This window comes from Streptomyces musisoli, assembly GCF_016741855.1.
Lineage (GTDB): Bacteria > Actinomycetota > Actinomycetes > Streptomycetales > Streptomycetaceae > Streptomyces > Streptomyces musisoli.
In genome coordinates this window covers 235,587-254,245 of record NZ_JAERRH010000011.1, presented here as the reverse complement: position 1 = coordinate 254,245, position 18,659 = coordinate 235,587, and the positions used below count along the sequence as shown (strand labels likewise).

The window sequence follows — 18,659 nt, the reverse complement described above, 5'->3', positions numbered from 1 at the left end:
GGAGGCGTAAGCCTCATGACAGGGGCCGGGGCGGACAGCTCCGGCCCCTGTTGTCCACCCCGTCCAGCCCCGGACGGGTGATCCTTCCGCGGTGGCGCAATACGGCCCCCGCCACGCCACTACACTGCTGCACAACACGCGTCAGGCCCACAGCGTCGTGCGTCTTCCGCGGCTAGCCCCCCTCCTCCGCCTGCGGCCGTCGGGACGGCCGTCCGCATCGCACATGTGAGGACTCACGTGAGCTCGAAACCCGTCGTACTCATCGCTGAAGAGCTGTCGCCTGCCACCGTCGACGCACTCGGTCCGGACTTCGAGATCCGGCACTGCAACGGAGCGGACCGCTCCGAGCTGATCCCGGCCATCGCCGACGTGGACGCGATCCTGATCCGCTCGGCCACCAAGGTCGACGCCGAGGCAGTCGCCGCCGCGAAGAAGCTCAAGGTCGTCGCCCGGGCCGGTGTCGGCCTGGACAACGTGGACGTCTCCGCCGCCACCAAGGCCGGCGTGATGGTCGTCAACGCCCCCACCTCCAACATCGTGACCGCCGCCGAGCTGGCCTGCGGTCTCATCCTCGCCACCGCCCGCAACATCCCGCAGGCCAACGCCGCGCTGAAGAACGGCGAGTGGAAGCGCAGCAAGTACACGGGCGTGGAGCTGGCCGAGAAGACCCTCGGTGTCGTGGGCCTCGGCCGCATCGGCGCCCTGGTCGCGCAGCGCATGTCCGCCTTCGGCATGAAGGTCGTGGCCTACGACCCCTACGTGCAGCCCGCGCGGGCCGCGCAGATGGGCGTCAAGGTGCTGTCGCTGGACGAGCTGCTGGAGGTCTCCGACTTCATCACCGTCCACCTCCCCAAGACCCCCGAGACCCTCGGCCTGATCGGCGACGAGGCGCTGCGCAAGGTCAAGCCGAGCGTGCGCGTCGTCAACGCGGCCCGCGGCGGCATCGTGGACGAGGCTGCGCTGTACGCGGCGCTGAAGGAGGGCCGGGTCGCCGGCGCCGGCCTCGACGTGTACGCCAAGGAGCCCTGTACCGACTCCCCGCTCTTCGAGCTGGACCAGGTCGTGTGCACCCCGCACCTGGGCGCGTCGACGGACGAGGCGCAGGAGAAGGCCGGTATCGCCGTCGCCCGCTCCGTCCGCCTCGCCCTCGCCGGTGAGCTGGTGCCGGACGCCGTCAACGTCCAGGGCGGGGTCATCGCCGAGGACGTCAAGCCGGGCCTGCCGCTCGCCGAGCGTCTCGGCCGGATCTTCACCGCGCTCGCCGGTGAGGTCGCGGTCCGCCTCGACGTCGAGGTCTACGGCGAGATCACCCAGCACGACGTGAAGGTGCTGGAGCTGTCCGCGCTCAAGGGTGTCTTCGAGGATGTCGTCGACGAGACCGTGTCGTACGTCAACGCGCCGCTGTTCGCGCAGGAGCGCGGTGTCGAGGTCCGGCTGACCACCAGCTCCGAGTCGGCCGACCACCGCAACGTGGTGACCGTGCGCGGCACGCTGGGCACCGGCGAGGAGGTGTCGGTCTCCGGCACGCTGGCCGGCCCGAAGCACGTCCAGAAGATCGTCGCGGTCGGCGACTACGACGTGGACCTCGCCCTCGCCGACCACATGGTCGTGCTGCGCTACGAGGACCGTCCGGGTGTCGTCGGCACCGTCGGCCGCATCCTCGGCGAGGCGGGGCTCAACATCGCCGGCATGCAGGTCGCCCGCGCGGCGGCGGGCGGCGAGGCGGTGGCGGTGCTGACCGTCGACGACACGGTGGCCCCCGGTGTGCTGGCCGAGGTCGCCACCGAGATCGGTGCGACGTCGGCCCGCTCGGTGAACCTGGTCTGATCTCCGTCCGGGGGCTGCGCCCCCGGACCCGCTCGGCACGCGAGGGCGGCCCCGGAACATCCGGGGCCGCCCTCTGCCGTACCGGTCCGTCCTTCTACTGCTCGTTCTCCCTGGGTTCGGCCTTCCGCAGGGTCACCGCCGCGCCCACCGCCGCCAGCGCCGTCACGACCGCCCCGGCGATCGCCGCGCCCTGGAAGCCGGTGGTGAACGCCTCCCGGGCCGTGGCGACCAGGGACTCACCGGCCCGGCCGGGCAGGTGCGCGGCCGTGAAGAGGGCGTCGCCCAGGGTCTCGCGGGCTCCCGCCGGAGCGGTGGACGGCATCTCGTGGCGGTAGAGCGCCGTACCGATGGAGCCGAGGACCGCCATGCCGAGCGCGCCGCCGAATTCGGTGCTGGTCTCCAGCAGGGAGGAGGCCGTGCCGGCCCGCTCCACCGGGGCGGTGCTCATGGCCATGTCGACCAGCTGCGACGAGATCGCGACCATGCCGCAGGCGAGGACGCCGGCCCCGACCAGCACCAGCCACAGCGAGTCGGTGCCGATGAAGGTGAGCGTGGAGAAGCCGGCCGCCATGGTCACGAACCCGCCGGCGACGACGTATCCCCGGTTCACGCCCCGCTGGACGAGAGCCGCGGTGAGGGGGCCGGCGAGTCCGATGAACACCGAGGGCAGCAGGCTCCACAGTGCGGCCGCCAGCGGGCTCTTGCCGAGCACCGACTGGAGGTACTGGGTGGTGAAGATGGCCGAGCCCAGCATGGCGAACGCCGCGACGAGGTTCAGGACCAGCGCCGGGGTGAAGCCGTGGCCCTTGAGCAGGGCCGGCGGGATCAGCGGAGAGGTGCTGGTGCGCTGCCGGCGGACGAACAGGGCCGTGAAGAGCAGACCGACGGTGATCGAGACGACGTACTGCGGGTGCCAGCCCTCGGAGGGGATCTCCTTCAGGCCGTAGATCACGGGAAGCACGCCGGCCAGCGACAGCGGGACGCTCATCCAGTCGAAGCGGCCGGGCTCGGGGTTCTTCGACTCGGGCAGCAGCACCGGGCCGAGGACGAGCAGCAGCACCATCGCGGGCAGGTTGACCAGGAAGACCGAGCCCCACCAGAAGTGCTCGACCAGGATGCCGCTCATCACCGAACCGAGGGCGATACCGGCGGTCATCACGCCGGACCACAGGCCGATCGCCTTCGCCCGCTGGGCGGGGTCGGTGAACATCGTGCGCAGCAGCGCCATCGTGGACGGCATCAGGGTCGCGCCGCCGATGCCGAGGATCGCGCGGGCCGCGATCAGGGTCTCGGCGCTGTTGGCGTAGGCGGCGAGGAGCGAGGCGGCGCCGAAGGCGGCGGCGCCCATGAGCAGGAGCTTGCGGCGGCCGATGCGGTCGCCGAGCGAACCCATCGTCATCAGCATGCCGGCCAGGACGAATCCGTAGACGTCGAAGATCCACAGCTGCTGGGTGCCGCTCGGGTGCAGGTCCGCGCTGATCGCGGGAGCCGCGAAGTACAGGACGGAGACGTCCATCGAGACCAGCAGCAGCGGCAGCATCAGCACGCCCAGGGCGGTCCATTCACGCCGTCCGGCGCGGCGGGGGGCGGCGCCGTCCGCGCCGAGGGGGGTGGTGCTCGTCGTGTTCGTCATGCCGAGAACTGTACGGGCGTCTTAAACGCTTGTCTAGAACGACAGTATAAGTCATCCGTCTAGGACAGTTGTATGGACGCCGGGTAGGGTGATCGCATGGGACACCGTGAGGATCTGCTCGAAGGCGCCAAGCGCTGCCTGCTGGAGAAGGGGTTCCTGCGCACGACCGCGCGGGACATCGTCAAGGAGTCGGGCACCAACCTGGCTTCGATCGGCTACCACTACGGGTCGAAGGCCGAGCTGCTGGTCCAGGCCTACATCTCGCTGATCGAGGGCGTGGGGGAGCGGTTCGACCCGGGGCTCGGCGGGAAGGTCACGCAGCCTCCGGGATCGCTGGAGCGCTTCCAGGAGGTGTGGGCCAGCATCATCCGCACCGTGCCCGAGTCGCGGCCGATCTGGCTCCTGACCTTCGAGCTGATGTTCCAGGACGAGCGGCTGGAGGAGGTGCGCAAGCTCCTGGCCGAGGCGCAGCGCGGCGGGCGTGCGGGGCTCACGGCCATGTTCAGCGGCATCCCGGAGGACGACCTCGACCAGGAGGCGATCGAGACCGAGGGCCGCCTCTACCAGACCCTCCTCAACGGCCTCATGGTCCAGTGGCTCTTCGACCCCGGCTCGGCGACCACCGCCGAGCAGCTCACGGAGGGCCTGCGGCGGATGATGGGGCAAGCCGCCGAGAACTGACGCGGCCCGCCGCGGCGGCGCCCGGCGGCCGTGTTGCGGCCGGTCTCCGGGGGCGGAAGAGTGAGCGCATGGGCCGGACCTCGCTCGGGGAACCGTGTTCGCGATGCCGGTGACGGAGACCGTGACACCGGTGCTGATCGTCGGCGGTGGGCCGGTCGGGCTGACCGCCCGGGCGCTGCTGGCGCGCTGGGGCGTGCCGGCCCTGCTGGTCGAGAAGCACGCGGAACTGTCGCCCTTCCCCCGCTCTCGGCTGGTCAACCTGCGGTCCATGGAGATCTACCGCCGGCTCGGACTCGCCGACCGCATCACCGCTCGCGCGTTCGCGCCGGAGTACGGCAGGGTCCGTTTCCGCGACACCCTGCACGGCGCCGACTTCGCCACGGCGGCGATGGTCGGGGTTCACACGCCGGTGCCCGAGAGCCCGGTGACCGGCGTGGTCACCTCACAGGACCGGCTGGAGCCGACGCTGCTCGGCGCGGCGGACACACCGGTCCGGTTCGGGGCCGAACTCGTCGCGCTCACCGAGGAGCCGGACGGGGTCGTGGCCCGGCTCGCCGGCCGGGGGCAGGGCGCCGGAACGCGCGTCCGGGCCCGTTACGTCCTCGCCGCCGACGGCGCGAACTCCACGGTCCGGCGCCTGCTGGGGATCGGCACCAGCGGACCGGGAGCGCTGGGCGGCTTCACCACCGTCGTGTTCGACGCCGACCTCGGCAGCTGGCGCGCCCGGCAGCCCGCCGGGGTCTACTTCACCGCGCACGGCTCCTTCGCCCCGCTCTATCCCGAGGGCGGCTGGGCCTGGTTCGGCCCCACGCCCGAGGACGCCGCGCACGCCGACTGGTCCGGCATCGTCACGCGCGCCCTCGGTCCGGGGGCGGGCGTACGGGCCGAGGTGGTACGCGTCCAGCACTGGGTGATGCACGCCTTCGTCGCCGACCGCTTCCGCCACGGGCGGACCCTGCTGGCCGGCGACGCCGCGCACGCGGTCCCGATCATCGGCGGGCTCGGCATGAACGCGGGGCTCGCCGATGTGCACAACCTCTGCTGGAAACTGGCGGGGCTGGTGCACGGCTGGGCCGGACCGGGCCTGCTGGAGACCTACGAGGCGGAACGCCGACCCGTCGCCCAGGCGACGCTCCGTCAGGCGGTGGCCAACGCGCAGCTTCTGGGGCGGGTGCAGAGCCGGCGCCAGGACCAGCTCGGCAGCGGTACGGCGGACTCGGCTCGGGTTGAAACCCCCTGGTCGGAGCGGTACTTCGCGCAACTCGGCCTGGTACTCGGCGTCACCTACCGCTCCGCCGCCGTCCTCACCGGCACCGACACGACCACGAACCGCGGGACGGGCACCGCCGCCGGCACGGATGGCGCCATGGACCCGGCGACGGGCACCGGCACCGACGGTTTCATGGGCACGGAGACGGGTACCGGCACCGGCGCCACGGACCGGGAGGCGGGCGGCGGCCCCGGCATGGCCACGGACCGCGAGACGGGCACCGGCACCGGTGCCAAGGACCAGGAGACGGGCGCCGGCACCGGCGTCGGCACGGACTACGTCCCCACCGCCGAGCCGGGCCGTCGTATGCCGCACCTCTGGCTCGGGCCCGGCCGCTCGACGCTCGACACCTGCGGCGAGTGGTTCACCCTGCTCACCCCGGATCCCGCCCGCTGGACGCGGCACCCCGGAGCCCCCTGGCCGCTGCGCGTCGAGCCGCTTCCCGCGGAGCACGCCGGCCCGTGGGGTCTCGGCCCGCGCGGCGCCCTGCTCGTCCGCCCCGACGGCCACATCGGCGCCCGCTGGCCCGAGCACCCCGCGAGCGGCACCGCCCTGCGCCGTGCCCTCGCCGCGATCACCGGCTCGGGGTGTGCCGGGGAGTGACCCGGGAGGCGGTCAGCCGTGTCCGTCGGCCGAGCACCATGCGAGCGGCACCGCCCTTTGCCGTGCCCTCGCCGCGATCACCGGCTCGGCGTCTGCCGGGCAGTGAGCCGGGCGGGGTCACAGGCGTGCCCGCTTCAGCGCCATGTGCAGCAGCAGCCGGTCCTCCCCGTCGTCCAGGTCGAGGCCGGTCAGCTGCTCCACCCGGGACAGCCGGTAGTACAGCGTCTGGCGGTGGATGCCCAGCGCGGAGGCCGTGCGGCCGGCCTGGCCCGCGCAGTCGAGGTAGACCTCGGCCGTCCGGGCCAGTTCCCGGTGCGCGGGGGCGAGGAGCGGGCCGACCACCCGGTCGTGCGCGGCCTCCGGCGGGAGCGCGGTCAGCAGCCGGTACGCCCCGATCCGCGCCCACTCGGCGACCGGCCCGAACCGCGACTCGGCCAGCGCGGCGCGGGCGGCGGCCGACGCCTCCTGCCAGACCGTGTCCAGCTCGGCGAGTCCGGTGCGAGGCTCGCCGACCCCCGCGGCGCATCCGCCGGCCCCGGCCTCCGCGGTGAATCCCGCGGCGACCGCCGCCGCCACCCGGGCGCCCGCCCCGCGCGCCACACCGCCCGACGCCCCGCGCGCCCCCTCGGCCTCCTTCAGCAGCCGCGCGGCGGCCGCCAGCGCGGGGGTGCTCGTCTCCGTGCTCCGCAGCCGGACCAGCAGCGCCAGGCTCTGTCCCGTCGCCCCCCACGGCAGCGTGCACAGCGCCGCGGCGTGCGGGATCGTGCGGGCCGCGGGGGCGTCGTCCGGGTCGGCCGACGGCCAGGGGGCGACGCACACCAGCGTGACGGGGCCGTCGGCGCGGGGGCCGAGGGCGGTGCGCAGGTCGGCCACCGCCATGTCCCGCTGCCAGCCCCGTTCCGCGGTGAGCACCGCCCGCAGCTCCCGGCTCAGCCCCGCCCCGGCCTCCGCCTCGTCCGCGAGCAGCGCGCCGATCCGGCCCGCCACCTGCATCGCGGCGGCCAGCTGCGGGTCCGTCGGCCCCGGATCGCCGTCCAGCAGCCAGACGTAGCCGAGGACGACACCCCGATGGCGTACCGGCAGACAGATCCGGCCGCGGTAGACCCCGGCCTCCGTGCTCGGCGGGATCCGCACCGGGCCGGTGGCGCGGGTGATGCCGAAGCCCTCGAACCAGGTGCGGACCGTCGCCGTGGAGCGGCGGGTCAGGATCGAGCGGGTGCGCACCGGGTCCAGCGCGGAGGCGTCCAGCTCGTCGTCGCTGTCGTACGCGCCGAAGGCGATCAGCTCGAAGTCGCGGTTCTCCAGGGTCGCCGGGACGCCCAGCAGCTCCGAGATCTCGTCCACCAGCTCCTGGTAGTCCGCCTTGTATTCCGCCGCCACTCGGGCATTCTCCCGCATTTCCCGGCGTGCTTCATACATCTGTCTGAGATACCGGGCACGGATGCGTGACAGCTGTCGATGGCCCAGGATCGGAGAGATCCTTAGGTTTCACGGTGGTTCTCCGTGCCGTACCCGAATCGTTGGGTGATGGCCGATTTGGTGCTTGTCTGTGGAGGTGCCCCGTGCTGGGTCCCGTGATTCTCGCCGCGTCGCGCAGCGACCGGATGCGACGCCTTATCTCGGCGGCCCCGGTGACCAAGCAGGTCGTCGACCGCTTCATACCCGGCGAGACCGTGGCCGACATCGTCCCGATCGTCAAGGACCTGACGGCCAAGGGCCTGGAGCTGACGATGGACGTCGTCGGCGAGGACATCACCACCCCGGAGCAGGCCGCCGCCGCCCGGGACGCCTACCTGGCGCTGATCGACCACCTCAAGGAGCTGGAGCTCGGCGAGCGGGTCGAGATGTCGGTCAAGCTGTCGATGTTCGGGCAGGCGCTGGAGGGCGGCCACGAGCTGGCCCTGGCGAACGTCCGCCCGGTCGTCGTGGCCGCCGCGGCCATCGGTACGACCGTCACCCTCGACGCCGAGGACCACACCACCCTGGACTCGATGTTCGCCATCCACGAGGAGCTGCGGAAGGACTTCCCGCAGACCGGCTGCGTCATCCAGGCCTACCTCTTCCGCACCGAGGCCGACGCCCGCCGGCTGGCGGAGTCCGGCAGCCGCGTCCGTCTGGTCAAGGGCGCCTACAAGGAGCCCGCCGAGGTCGCCTACCAGCAGAAGCACGAGATCGACAAGGCCTACGTGCGCATCCTGAAGACGCTGATGGAGGGCGAGGGCTACCCGATGATCGGGTCGCACGACCCGCGCCTGATCTCCATCGCCCAGGAGCTGGCCCACAAGGCCGGCCGTAAGCTCGACGAGTACGAGTTCCAGATGCTCTACGGCATCCGCGGCGAGGAGCACCTCCGGCTGGCCGCCGAGGGCCACCGCATGCGCGTCTACACCGCCTACGGCACCGACTGGTACGGCTACTTCATGCGGCGCCTGGCGGAGAAGCCGGCCAACCTGCGGTTCTTCCTGAGGAGCATGATCAGCCGTGGCTGACGAAACGAGGCTGTGCCGCGGCTTCGGCCGGCTGTCCGGGGGCCGTCCCCCGGGAGAGCACGGCATGCGGCGCCTGGCTGAGAAGCCGGCCAACCTGCGGTTCTTCGTCCGCAGCATGATCACCAAGGGCTGACCCGAACACCCGCTCACGTACAAGGAGTCAAGGATCTCATGGACGCTGTGACCCAGGTCCCCACCCCCGTCAACGAGCCGGTGCACGGCTACGCCCCCGGCTCGCCCGAGCGCGCCCGCCTGGAGGTCAAGCTCAAGGAGCTGGCCGAGAACCCGATCGACCTGCCGATGACCATCGGCGGCGAGAAGCGGCTGGGCGGCGGCGAGACCTTCCAGGTGGTCCAGCCGCACAACCACAAGGCCGTCATCGGCACCGGCCGGCACGCCACCCGGCAGGACGCGCAGGACGCCGTCGACGCGGCCCTGGCCGCCGCGCCGGCCTGGCGCGCGATGTCCTTCGACGACCGCGCGGCGATCATCCTGCGCGCCGCCGAGCTGCTGTCGGGCCCGTGGCGCGAGACCATCGCCGCCTCGACGATGCTGGGCCAGTCGAAGACCGCCCAGCAGGCGGAGATCGACAGCCCCTGTGAGCTGGTCGACTTCTGGCGCTTCAACGTCCACTACGCCCGCCAGATCCTGGCCGAGCAGCCCCCGGCGAACTCCCCGGGCGTGTGGAACCGCCTGGACCACCGCCCGCTGGAGGGCTTCGTCTACGCGATCACGCCGTTCAACTTCTCGGCGATCGCGGCGAACCTGCCCACCGCCCCCGCCCTGATGGGCAACGTGGTGGTCTGGAAGCCGTCCCCGACCCAGACCCACGCCGCCGTCCTGCTCATGCAGCTGCTGGAGGAGGCGGGCCTGCCGAAGGGCGTCATCAACCTGGTCACCGGCGACGGCATCGCCGTCTCCGAGGTCGCGCTGAACCACCGCGACCTGGCCGGCATCCACTTCACCGGCTCGACCAAGACCTTCCAGTACCTGTGGAAGACGGTCGGCAACAACATCGAGAAGTACCGCTCCTACCCGCGTCTGGTCGGCGAGACCGGCGGCAAGGACTTCCTGGTCGCCCACCCGAGCGCCGACCGCGCCGTGCTGAAGACCGCCCTGACCCGCGGTGCCTTCGAGTACCAGGGCCAGAAGTGCTCGGCCACCTCCCGCGCCTACATCCCGGCCTCCATCTGGAACTCGGGCTTCAAGGAGGAGTTCGCGGCCGAGGTCGACTACCTGACCATGGGTGACGTCACGGACCTGTCGAACTTCCTCGGCGCCGTGATCGACGAGCGCTCGTTCGCCAAGAACAAGGCCGCGATCGACCGTGCCAAGGAGGACCCGACCTGCACGATCGTCGCGGGCGGCACCTACGACGACTCGGTCGGCTACTTCGTCCGCCCGACCGTCGTCGAGTGCACCGACCCGGAGAACGAGGTGTTCACCACCGAGTACTTCGGCCCGTTCCTCGCCGTGTACGTCTACGAGGACGAGAAGTACGACGAGATGCTGACCCAGATGGAGTCGGTGTCGGACTACGCCCTCACCGGTTCGGTCATCTCCAACGACCGCGCCGCGGCCGCGTACACGATGGAGAAGCTCCGCTTCGCCGCGGGCAACTTCTACATCAACGACAAGTCGACCGGCGCCGTGGTCGGCCAGCAGCCCTTCGGCGGCGGCCGCGCCTCCGGCACCAACGACAAGGCCGGTGCCCCCCAGAACCTCCTCCGCTGGACGCTGACCCGCGCCATCAAGGAGACCCTGGTCGCGCCGACCGACTACGCGTACCCGCACATGGGCTGATCCTCAGCCCCCCCGAACACGGGCCGGGACGCCTGCCGCCGAGCAGGCTTCCCGGCCCGTTTCCATGGGTGCGTTCAGCTCGCGGGCAGGCGCCGGCCGAGGAAGTCCCGCATGAGCCCGGCGATCTGGTCCGCGTGGGTCTCCAGGGCGAAGTGGCCGGTGGGCAGGAGGTGGATCTCGGCCTCCGGGAGGTCCCGGCGGAAGGCCAGCGCACCCTCCGGCACGAAGATCTCGTCGTGCGCGCCCCACACCGCGAGCAGGGGGACGCGGCTGTCGCGGAAGTACGCGTGGAACGCCGGGTACAGCGCGAAGTTGGCGCCGTAGTCGGAGATCAGGTCGAGCTGGATCCCCGTCTGGCCGGGGCGGGCGAGCCGGGCGGAGTCGTGCTCGTAGCTGTCGGGGCTGACCAGGCTCGTGTCGGGTACGCCGTGCAGGTACTGCCACCTGACGCCGTCCGGCGTGTAGATCTCCCGCACCGCCGCCTCGTTCTGCGGAGTCCGCTTCTCGATCAGCGCGAGCACCGGTGCCCAGGCCTCCGCGCCGAGCCCCTCCTCGTAGGCGTTGCCGTTCTGCGTGACGATCGCGGTCACCCGGTCGGGATGGGCGAGGGCGAGGCGCAGGCCGATCGGGGCGCCGTAGTCCTGGATGTAGAGGGCGTACCGCTCAAGGCCCAGCAGCTGCGTGAACTCGTCGGTGACGGCGGCGAGTTCGTCGAAGGTGTACCGGAAGGCGGAGGGGTCCGGGGCCGCCGAGCGGCCGAAGCCGATGTGGTCCGGGGCGATCATCCGGTACCGGTCGGCGAGGAGCGGGATCAGGTCGCGGAACATGTGCGAGCTGCTCGGGAAGCCGTGCAGGAGCAGCAGGACCGGGGCGTCGGCGGGGCCGGCCTCGCGGTAGTACACGTCGAGGCCGCGGACGGTCAGGGTGCGGTGGTGGACCTGGTGCGTGGGCATGGAGGCAGTCGAGCACACCCACACCTAACCGGTCAAGAGAATTTTAATGGTTAGGGGTGGGGTGGGGGTGCGACACTGGCGGCATGACCCTTCACCTTCGGCTCGCCCACACCGCCGACCTCGACGCGGCCGAACTCCGCGCCGTCCGCGACCTGTTGGACGCCGCCTTCGACGGGGACCTCTCCGACGAGGACTGGGAGCACGGGCTGGGCGGCATGCACGCGCTCGTCCATGACGGGGCCGGACTCGCCGCCCACGGCGCGGTCGTGATGCGCCGCCTGCGGCACCGGGGCCGCTGGCTGCGCACCGGGTACGTGGAGGCCGTCGCCGTACGCGCCGACGTGCGGCGCACCGGCCTCGGCGGGCGGGTGATGGCCGAGCTGGAGCGGGTGACGGGGCGCGCCTACGACCTGGGCGCGCTGTCGGCCAGCGAGGACGGGGCCCGGCTGTACACCGCCCGGGGATGGCAACGCTGGCCCGGGCAGGTGCACGCCCTCTCGCCGGACGGGATCGTACGGCTGCCGGACGAGGAGGGGGACGTGTACCTGCGGCCGGCTCTGGCCGGACCGCTCGACCCGGCCGGCGAGCTGGTCTTCGACTGGCGTGACGGGGACGTCGCCTGAGGGGGTGATCGAGCGACCGCGAGTCGATCGCGAAGCCGCGCGCTGATCGGGAGACCGCATGCTGATCGGGAGACCGCATGCCGATCGGGAGGTCGCATGCTGATCGGGAGGCCGCGCGCTGATCGGGAGGGCGTGCACTGGTAGGGAGGGCGCGCGCTGGTCGGGAAGCCGCGCGTCGGCCGGGAGGCCGCGTGCCGATCAGGGAACCGCACGTCGGCCGGGGCGCCGCTCAGGCGTTCGCGCGGACCAGGATCTTGCCGGTGTTGCCGCCGCGCAGCATCAGCAGGAACGCCTCCACGATCCGCCCGAACCCGTCGATCACGGTCTCGTCCGCGACCAGCGCCCCGCTGCGCAGGTGCGGCACGGCGAAGTCGTACAGCTCCTCCTGGACGTCCTGGTGGTCGCTCACCACGAAGCCCTCGATGCGCAGGCTCTTCTCCACCACGTCGGCGTGGTCGAACCGCACCGGGGGCGCGTCGGGGGTGTTGTACTGCCCGATCGTGCCGACCCGTACCACCCGGCCGCGCTCGCGCAGCGCGCCGATCGCCGCGCCGAGGTGGTCGCCCCCGACGTTGTCGACGAAGACGTCGATGCCGGCCGGAGCGGCCTCGGCGAGGAGGCCGGCGACGGGACCGCTGCGGTAGTCGAAGGCGGCGTCGTAACCGACGTGGTCCGTCAGGTACGCCGCCTTCCCGGGCGTTCCGGTGCTGCCGGTCAGCCGGCCCGCGCCGAGCAGCCGGGCGAACCGGCCGGTCGCCGTGCCGACCCCGCCCGCCGCGCCCGAGACGAACAGGTCCTCGCCCTCGCGCAGCCGGGCGATCCGGGTCAGGGCGACGTAGGCGGTCAGGCCCGTGCCGCCGAGCACGCTCAGGTACGCCGAGAGCGGGACACCCGGGTGGTGCGGGATCCGGCGGACCTCCTCGGATCGGACCACCGCGTGGGTGCGCCAGCCCCGCCGGTGCAGGACGATCTGCCCCTCGGCCAGGAACGGGCTGCGGGAGGCCACCACCCGGCCCAGCGTGCGGCCCTCCAGCGGGGCGTTCAGCGCGAAGTCGCCGTCCATCATCTCGCGGTGGTACGGGTCCACCGACCAGTACAGGTTCTCGACGAGGGCGGTGCCCGGGGCCGGTTCGGGGACCGGGGACTCCGCGAAGCGGAAGTGGCCGGCCGTCGGGAAGCCGGTGGGGCGGGCGGTCTGGTGCACGGTGAGCGCTGTCTCGGTCATGACGGGGACCGTAGGCAGGAATGCGCGGACCGGGCAGAGGGTTGGGTTCATGGAACGCACCGGTCCATGAACCGGCCTCATACATGCAGGTGGGAGACCCCGTGTCAGCTGCCGATCTCGCCCCGCAGGAGCTTCGTGTCCTCGTCGCCGTGGCCGACGAGCGCGGATTCTCCCGTGCGGCCGTCCGGCTCGGCGCCACCCAGTCCGCGGTCTCCCACGCCGTCCGCGGCATCGAACAGAAGCTGGGCGCCGTGCTGTTCGAGCGCGGCCGGTTCGGCGCCCGGCCCACCCCCGCCGGGGAGCGGGCGGCGGCCCATGCGCGGCGCGTGCTGCGCATGCTGGAGGCGATGGCCGCCGACGTCCGGGGCGCGGACACCGGCGAGGTCGCCGGCCCGCTGCGGATCGCCGCGTTCCGCAGCGCGGCGCTGCATCTGGTGCCGGCCGCCCTGGAGCGGCTGGCCGCCCTGCACCCCGGCGTCGAGGTGACCGTCACCGTCGTACGGGAACTGGGGCCCGGCACCGCGGGCGAGGTCGCCGCCGGACGGGCCGACCTCGGCATCGCCACCTTCGGCGACACCTCGGCCCTGCCCGCGGGGCTGATCGGCGGGGTACTGCTCCAGGAGCCCTACTCCCTGGTGCACCCGGCCGGGCACCCGGCACCCCGCTCGCTGCCGCTCGTCGACTGGGCGGAGAACTGCGGCTCCTACACCCGTGACTGGTGGGCCGCCCAGGACTGGATCCCGGCGGCGACCGTCACCGCCGAGGACGACGGGGCCGTGCTGGCGATGGTGGGCAGCGGCCTCGGCATGGCGATCATGCCCGCGCTCTCCCTCGCCGGGGCGCCGCCCGCGGTGGAGGTCACCGACCTCGGGCCGGGGCGCCCGCACCGGTCCATCGGCTACGCCACCACCGCCGAACTGGCCGCCACGACCGCCGTGCGCGCCCTGATCCGCATTCTGCGCTCCCTCGGCCAAGGTACCCCCGAACGCACGAAAGCCCAGCTCAGGGCGGTGTGATCCAGTCCACCGTCTCAGATAGTAGGAAGTCCGAGTAATTGGGCAGACAGATGCGGGCCGCTCCCTTAGCTTGGAAGAAGCCGAACGTCTCGCTCGATCCAGCGAATGGCGGTCGTGAGCCGGCCCCTGTGCAGGTAACCCCCTGCGGCCGACGCTCCCCGCCCCTTCCGGCGTCTCGAACCCCCCCGCACCGCCGTGCTCCGCGTTCTGCCGAAGGAGTCGATTCCCATGGCCGAGACGATCGTCCGCCGCCGAGTCCGCCACGTGACCCGCGCGAGCGAGTCCGACCGCAAGAACGCCGCCGCCGCCCTCCAGCGCGCCCTGGACCGCCGGGACAACGGCGGCGAGACCGGCCACTGAGCCGGAGCACGTCCGGGGGCCGCACCCGCACGGGGTGCGGCGCGGCCCTCACCGCCGTGCCGTCTTCATCTCGCCGTTTCGCCCTCATCTCGCCGTGCCGCCCTCACCGCCGCGCCGTCCCCATCTCGCCGTGCCGCCCCTGCTGCATACGGGTGAACGTGGGTCGACGGGCCGATGCCCGCCACCCGTCCGGGTGTCCGCATGACGGACAGGTCGTGTCATCCCATGGGACGAGGAGTAGGGTGCCCGCATGTCTCGCAGCATCAATCTCGCAGTGATCCCCGGTGACGGCATCGGCCAGGAGGTCGTGGCCGAGGGTCTCAAGGTCCTCTCCGCCGTCCTGCCGCAGGATGTGAAGCTGGAGACCAAGGAGTTCGACTTCGGCGCCCGGCGCTACCACGCCACCGGTGAGACCCTCACCGACGCCGACCTCGACGCGCTCAAGCGGCACGACGCCATCCTGCTCGGCGCCATCGGCGACCCGTCGGTGCCGTCCGGCGTCCTGGAGCGCGGCTTCCTGCTCAAGCTCCGCTTCGCCTTCGACCACCACGTCAACCTGCGGCCGTCGAAGCTGCTCCCGGGGGTCGCCACCCCGCTCGCCGGCCAGCCGGAGATCGACTTCGTCGTCGTCCGCGAGGGCACCGAGGGTCCCTACACCGGCAACGGCGGCACGATCCGCAAGGGCACCGAGCACGAGGTCGCCACCGAGGTGTCCGTGAACACCGCCTACGGTGTCGAGCGTGTGGTCCGCGACGCCTTCGTCCGCGCCCAGGCCCGTCCGCGCAAGAAGCTCACGCTGGTCCACAAGAACAACGTGCTGACCTTCGCCGGGCACCTGTGGACGAACATCTTCAACAAGGTGGCCGCGGAGTTCCCCGAGGTCACCACCGACTACATCCACGTCGACGCGGCGACGATCTACCTCGTCACCGACCCGGGCCGCTTCGACGTCATCGTCACCGACAACCTCTTCGGCGACATCATCACCGACCTCGCCGCGGCCGTCTCCGGCGGTATCGGCGTGGCGGCTTCCGGCAACATCAACCCCGGCCGGGAGTTCCCGTCCATGTTCGAGCCGGTCCACGGCTCGGCCCCGGACATCGCGGGCCAGGGCAAGGCCGACCCCACGGCCACCGTCCTGTCCGTCGCCCTGCTGCTGCGCCATCTGGGTTATGACGCCGAGGCCGACCGCATCGACGCGGCGGTCACCGCCGACCTCACCGAGCGTGCCGGGAAGCCCGCCCGCAGCACCTCCGAGATCGGCGACGCGCTCGCCGTACGCGTAGCCGGCTGACCCGCCGCGCTGCCACCAAGCCGCCGGGTGCCTGCCGCACCCGGCGGCTTTTCCTGTGCCTCGCCGGGTGCCACCATCAACCCTGGGCCGCTTCACCCCGATTCCGTCCGCTGCCGGGGCCCGCGCGATAATCGAACGCGGAGCCGCGGTATGAGGGAATGCTCGGACGTCCTAGCACCGACGTCCGGGCAGGAGTGACCGCGGCCCGTCACTACAACCGGTGAAGGACAACCACTGATGACGACGCCCACGATCGAGCTCAAGCCCTCCGCCAGCCCGCTCGCCGCCGCCGAGCGCGAGGCGATTCTGGCCGACCCGGGGTTCGGCCGCCACTTCACCGACCACATGGTGACGATCAAGTGGACCGAGGGCCGTGGCTGGCACGACGCCCAGCTCGTCCCGTACGGCCCGATCTCCCTGGACCCCTCCACCCACGTCCTGCACTACGGCCAGGAGATCTTCGAGGGCCTGAAGGCCTACCGTCAGCCCGACGGCTCGATCGCGTTGTTCCGCCCCGAGGCCAATGCGCGTCGCTTCCGCACCTCGGCCCGCCGCATGGCCATGGCCGAGCTGCCCGAGGAGCTGTTCATCGCCGCCCTGGACGCGCTGCTCACCCAGGACGCCGACTGGGTTCCGCCGCACGGCGGCGAGGCGTCCCTCTACCTGCGGCCGTTCATGTTCGCCACCGAGGCCGCGCTCGGCGTCCACCCGGCGAACGAGTACCTGTTCATGCTGATCGCCTCCCCGTCCGGCGCCTACTTCTCCGGCGGCGTGAAGCCGGTCACCATCTGGGTCTCCGAGGACCACGTCCGCGCCGTCCCGGGCGGCACCGGTGACGCCAAGACCGGCGGCAACTACGCGGCGTCCCTGCTTCCGCAGGCCGAGGCCGCCGCGCACGGCTGCGACCAGGTCGTCTACCTCGACGCGGTCACCCGCACCAAGGTCGAGGAGAGCGGCAGCATGAATGTCGCCTTCGTCTACGGCGACCGGATCGTCACCCCGGCGCTCACGGGCTCCATCCTGGAGGGCATCACCCGCGACTCCCTGCTCCAGGTCGCCCGCGACCTCGGCTACACCGCCGAGGAGGGCGTGGTCACGCTGGAGCAGTGGCGTGCGGACGCGGCGTCCGGTGCGCTGACCGAGGTCTTCGCCTGCGGTACGGCGGCCGTGGTCACACCGATCGGCCACGCCAAGACCAAGACGGACCAGTGGACCCACGGCGACGGTACGCCGGGCCCGGTCACCCAGCGGCTGCGCGAGGCCCTCCTCGGCATCCAGCGCGGCATGACGGACGACAAGCACGGCTGGATGCACAAGATCGGTTAAGCGCGCGGTTCGAACTGCCGCGAAGGGGCGTCGGGCGTCTGCGGGCCGGTCATGGCCGGTCGTACGGAGCCCAGCGCCCCTTCGCGGCGTTCCGCGGCCGGCGTCAGCAGGAGGTACACCGCGCCGCCGACCGCGCCCGACAGCAGGAAGCTGCAGTCCACCCCGCCGGTCAGGTGCAGCAGCGGGCCCTCGTACGACGGCAGGGACACCGCCAGCAGGCCGACCGCCGCGCCGGCCGCCCAGGAGACGGTGGCCCGCACGTTCCAGCCCGCCCGGTACCAGTAGATCCCGCCCCGTGAACGGCGGTTGAAGACCTGGAGGGCGTCGGCGTCGTACGCGCCGCGACAGCGGACGAAGCCGATGAGGGTGACGACCGCCCACGGGGTGCCGATGGCGGTGAGCAGGAGCACGAACGACGTCATCGCCGACTGCGCGTTCCAGGCGTAGTGGCCGGTGAAGACGCAGGCGGTGGCCACGACGGCGACCGTGTAGGTGGCGCGGGCGCGGGAGGCACGGGGCAGGATGGCGTCCAGGTCCAGGCCCATCGAGTACAGCATCAGACCCGCGTTGCCGACCGAGCCGGCCGTGGCGGCCAGCAGCAGCGGCACCAGGTACCAGGTGGGCGAGGCCGCGACCAGCGGGCCGGCGTAGTCGGTGGCCGCGCGGGCCGCGTACGCCGTGAAGGTGCCGAACAGCTGCGGCACCAGCAGCCCCAGGACCAGGCCGAGCCAGGTGGCGTGCAGGACGCGGCGGCCGGAGTGCCGGGCGGGGGAGATGTAGCGGGTGTAGTCGCCGAGCAGGGTGATGAAGGCGATCGGCCCGGACAGTCCCGCCGCCACCGCCGCCAGGAACCAGGTGGGCCAGAAGGAGCCCAGCAGATAGCCGCCGGCCCCGGGCAGCGCGGCGGTGGTGAAGTGCGGGGCGTAGGCGAGGACGCCGAGGAGCAGCAGGGCCGTCATGCCGACGGCCAGCACCCGGGACATGGCGAGCAGCACGCGGTAGCCGTAGACCGCGCCCGCGACGGTCGCCGCGGCGAGCACCGCGTAGACGAGGGCGTACGACACCCCGTCCGCCGGCACCCAGAAGAGCCGGCCGAGGACCATCAGCATCACGTCCCCGCCGATCCACACGGTCAGCGCGGTGTAGCCGAGGGCGAGCAGCAGTCCGACGACCGAGCCGACCAGCCGGCCGCGCACCCCGAACTGGGCGCCGGAGGACGTGGACAGGTTGGTCGCGGTGCGCAGGGAGACCAGCGCGAGCGGGGCCGTGAACAGCGTGCCGATCACCGTGCCCGCCACGACGGCGCTCACCGACGCCCACCAGCCGAGCCCGAAGGACGGCGGCAGCCAGCCGAAGATGATCACCCCTAGGCAGAGGTTGGAGCCGAGGAGGATCGACACGAGGTCACGCGGACCGCTGGTCCGCTCCTCGTCCGGGATGGTGTCGACTCCGCGCTGTTCTATCGGCATGGCTGGTCTCCTTCGACGGCCGCCACTGGTTAGAGCGACGTTCAATGTGACGTGAACGCCTGGTCCCAGTCAATGCTTCTGTTTCAT

At 72.2% G+C, this 18,659-nt stretch carries 16 protein-coding genes; 11 read left to right on the top strand and 5 right to left on the bottom strand.

The window, feature by feature from the left end:
* Window positions 1–237 precede the first annotated feature (237 nt).
* Window positions 238–1,827: a phosphoglycerate dehydrogenase gene (serA, locus tag JK361_RS27230; RefSeq protein WP_201822640.1), complete on the top strand. Its 1,590-nt coding sequence runs from the start codon at window positions 238–240 to the stop codon at window positions 1,825–1,827.
* 94 nt (window positions 1,828–1,921) lie between these two features.
* Here serA and JK361_RS27225 read toward each other — a convergent pair whose 3' ends face one another.
* Complete coding sequence (locus JK361_RS27225; protein ID WP_201822639.1) at window positions 1,922–3,460, bottom strand: MFS transporter; 1,539 nt, start codon at window positions 3,458–3,460, stop codon at window positions 1,922–1,924.
* 96 nt (window positions 3,461–3,556) lie between these two features.
* On the opposite strand from JK361_RS27225, the gene JK361_RS27220 reads away from it, so the two are divergent.
* Window positions 3,557–4,141 carry a TetR/AcrR family transcriptional regulator gene (locus JK361_RS27220; protein ID WP_201822637.1) on the top strand — a complete coding sequence of 195 codons (585 nt, stop codon included), beginning with the start codon at window positions 3,557–3,559 and terminating at the stop codon, window positions 4,139–4,141.
* Between the two features lie 103 nt (window positions 4,142–4,244).
* The gene (locus JK361_RS27215; protein WP_236053619.1) at window positions 4,245–6,014 is read left to right on the top strand and encodes an FAD-dependent monooxygenase; all 1,770 of its coding nucleotides are present in this window, start codon (window positions 4,245–4,247) and stop codon (window positions 6,012–6,014) included.
* A gap of 117 nt (window positions 6,015–6,131) precedes the next feature.
* Here the strand turns inward: JK361_RS27215 and JK361_RS27210 are convergent, their stop codons facing one another.
* Window positions 6,132–7,394 carry a PucR family transcriptional regulator gene (locus JK361_RS27210; protein ID WP_201822635.1) on the bottom strand — a complete coding sequence of 421 codons (1,263 nt, stop codon included), beginning with the start codon at window positions 7,392–7,394 and terminating at the stop codon, window positions 6,132–6,134.
* A gap of 182 nt (window positions 7,395–7,576) precedes the next feature.
* Between JK361_RS27210 and JK361_RS27205 the strand changes: the two genes are divergently transcribed.
* Genes JK361_RS27205 through pruA form a run of 3 tightly spaced genes read left to right on the top strand, consistent with a single transcriptional unit; the run spans window position 7,577 to window position 10,306 of the window.
* On the top strand, window positions 7,577–8,503 hold the full coding sequence (locus tag JK361_RS27205) for a proline dehydrogenase family protein (protein WP_201822633.1): 927 nt from the start codon (window positions 7,577–7,579) through the stop codon (window positions 8,501–8,503).
* Window positions 8,496–8,636 carry a hypothetical protein gene (locus JK361_RS27200; protein ID WP_201822631.1) on the top strand — a complete coding sequence of 47 codons (141 nt, stop codon included), beginning with the start codon at window positions 8,496–8,498 and terminating at the stop codon, window positions 8,634–8,636. Before JK361_RS27205 ends, JK361_RS27200 begins: the two co-directional genes overlap by 8 nt.
* Before the next feature lie 38 nt (window positions 8,637–8,674).
* A complete protein-coding gene (gene pruA / locus JK361_RS27195; protein ID WP_201822629.1) occupies window positions 8,675–10,306 on the top strand; it encodes an L-glutamate gamma-semialdehyde dehydrogenase in 1,632 nt (543 codons plus the stop codon).
* 74 nt (window positions 10,307–10,380) lie between these two features.
* Here the strand turns inward: pruA and JK361_RS27190 are convergent, their stop codons facing one another.
* On the bottom strand, window positions 10,381–11,259 hold the full coding sequence (locus tag JK361_RS27190) for an alpha/beta fold hydrolase (protein WP_201822627.1): 879 nt from the start codon (window positions 11,257–11,259) through the stop codon (window positions 10,381–10,383).
* 83 nt (window positions 11,260–11,342) lie between these two features.
* On the opposite strand from JK361_RS27190, the gene JK361_RS27185 reads away from it, so the two are divergent.
* Entirely contained in the window at window positions 11,343–11,882 is a 540-nt protein-coding gene (locus JK361_RS27185) for a GNAT family N-acetyltransferase (RefSeq protein ID WP_201822625.1), read from the top strand.
* 229 nt (window positions 11,883–12,111) lie between these two features.
* Here JK361_RS27185 and JK361_RS27180 read toward each other — a convergent pair whose 3' ends face one another.
* Complete coding sequence (locus JK361_RS27180) at window positions 12,112–13,107, bottom strand: NADP-dependent oxidoreductase (protein ID WP_201822623.1); 996 nt, start codon at window positions 13,105–13,107, stop codon at window positions 12,112–12,114.
* Between the two features lie 101 nt (window positions 13,108–13,208).
* Here JK361_RS27180 and JK361_RS27175 point away from each other — a divergent pair, with 101 nt between their 5' ends.
* From JK361_RS27175 to JK361_RS27165, 4 genes are all read left to right on the top strand, one after another.
* Window positions 13,209–14,123 (top strand): LysR family transcriptional regulator, encoded by a 915-nt coding sequence (locus JK361_RS27175; protein ID WP_201822622.1) that lies wholly within the window; start codon window positions 13,209–13,211, stop codon window positions 14,121–14,123.
* A 228-nt stretch (window positions 14,124–14,351) separates the two neighbouring features.
* On the top strand, window positions 14,352–14,483 hold the full coding sequence (locus JK361_RS42155; protein WP_262418346.1) for a hypothetical protein: 132 nt from the start codon (window positions 14,352–14,354) through the stop codon (window positions 14,481–14,483).
* A gap of 250 nt (window positions 14,484–14,733) precedes the next feature.
* Complete coding sequence (locus JK361_RS27170) at window positions 14,734–15,777, top strand: 3-isopropylmalate dehydrogenase (RefSeq protein ID WP_201822620.1); 1,044 nt, start codon at window positions 14,734–14,736, stop codon at window positions 15,775–15,777.
* Between the two features lie 237 nt (window positions 15,778–16,014).
* Window positions 16,015–17,103, top strand: coding sequence for a branched-chain amino acid aminotransferase (locus tag JK361_RS27165; RefSeq protein WP_201822618.1), 1,089 nt, complete (start codon window positions 16,015–16,017; stop codon window positions 17,101–17,103).
* Here the strand turns inward: JK361_RS27165 and JK361_RS27160 are convergent.
* Window positions 17,100–18,572 (bottom strand): cytosine permease, encoded by a 1,473-nt coding sequence (locus JK361_RS27160; protein WP_201822616.1) that lies wholly within the window; start codon window positions 18,570–18,572, stop codon window positions 17,100–17,102. The genes JK361_RS27165 and JK361_RS27160 overlap by 4 nt on opposite strands.
* Between the last annotated feature and the right edge of the window lie 87 nt (window positions 18,573–18,659).

What these genes read in the sequence shown, in the direction of transcription:
- JK361_RS27225 (WP_201822639.1), bottom strand. Translation starts at nt 3,460, where the DNA reads ATGACGAACACGACGAGCACCACCCCCCTCGGCGCGGACGGCGCCGCC.
- JK361_RS27220 (WP_201822637.1), top strand. Translation starts at nt 3,557, where the DNA reads ATGGGACACCGTGAGGATCTGCTCGAAGGCGCCAAGCGCTGCCTGCTG.
- JK361_RS27215 (WP_236053619.1), top strand. Translation starts at nt 4,245, where the DNA reads ATGCCGGTGACGGAGACCGTGACACCGGTGCTGATCGTCGGCGGTGGG.
- pruA (WP_201822629.1), top strand. Translation starts at nt 8,675, where the DNA reads ATGGACGCTGTGACCCAGGTCCCCACCCCCGTCAACGAGCCGGTGCAC.
- JK361_RS27190 (WP_201822627.1), bottom strand. Translation starts at nt 11,259, where the DNA reads ATGCCCACGCACCAGGTCCACCACCGCACCCTGACCGTCCGCGGCCTC.
- JK361_RS27185 (WP_201822625.1), top strand. Translation starts at nt 11,343, where the DNA reads ATGACCCTTCACCTTCGGCTCGCCCACACCGCCGACCTCGACGCGGCC.
- JK361_RS27180 (WP_201822623.1), bottom strand. Translation starts at nt 13,107, where the DNA reads ATGACCGAGACAGCGCTCACCGTGCACCAGACCGCCCGCCCCACCGGC.
- JK361_RS42155 (WP_262418346.1), top strand. Translation starts at nt 14,352, where the DNA reads ATGGCCGAGACGATCGTCCGCCGCCGAGTCCGCCACGTGACCCGCGCG.
- JK361_RS27170 (WP_201822620.1), top strand. Translation starts at nt 14,734, where the DNA reads ATGTCTCGCAGCATCAATCTCGCAGTGATCCCCGGTGACGGCATCGGC.
- JK361_RS27165 (WP_201822618.1), top strand. Translation starts at nt 16,015, where the DNA reads ATGACGACGCCCACGATCGAGCTCAAGCCCTCCGCCAGCCCGCTCGCC.
- JK361_RS27160 (WP_201822616.1), bottom strand. Translation starts at nt 18,572, where the DNA reads ATGCCGATAGAACAGCGCGGAGTCGACACCATCCCGGACGAGGAGCGG.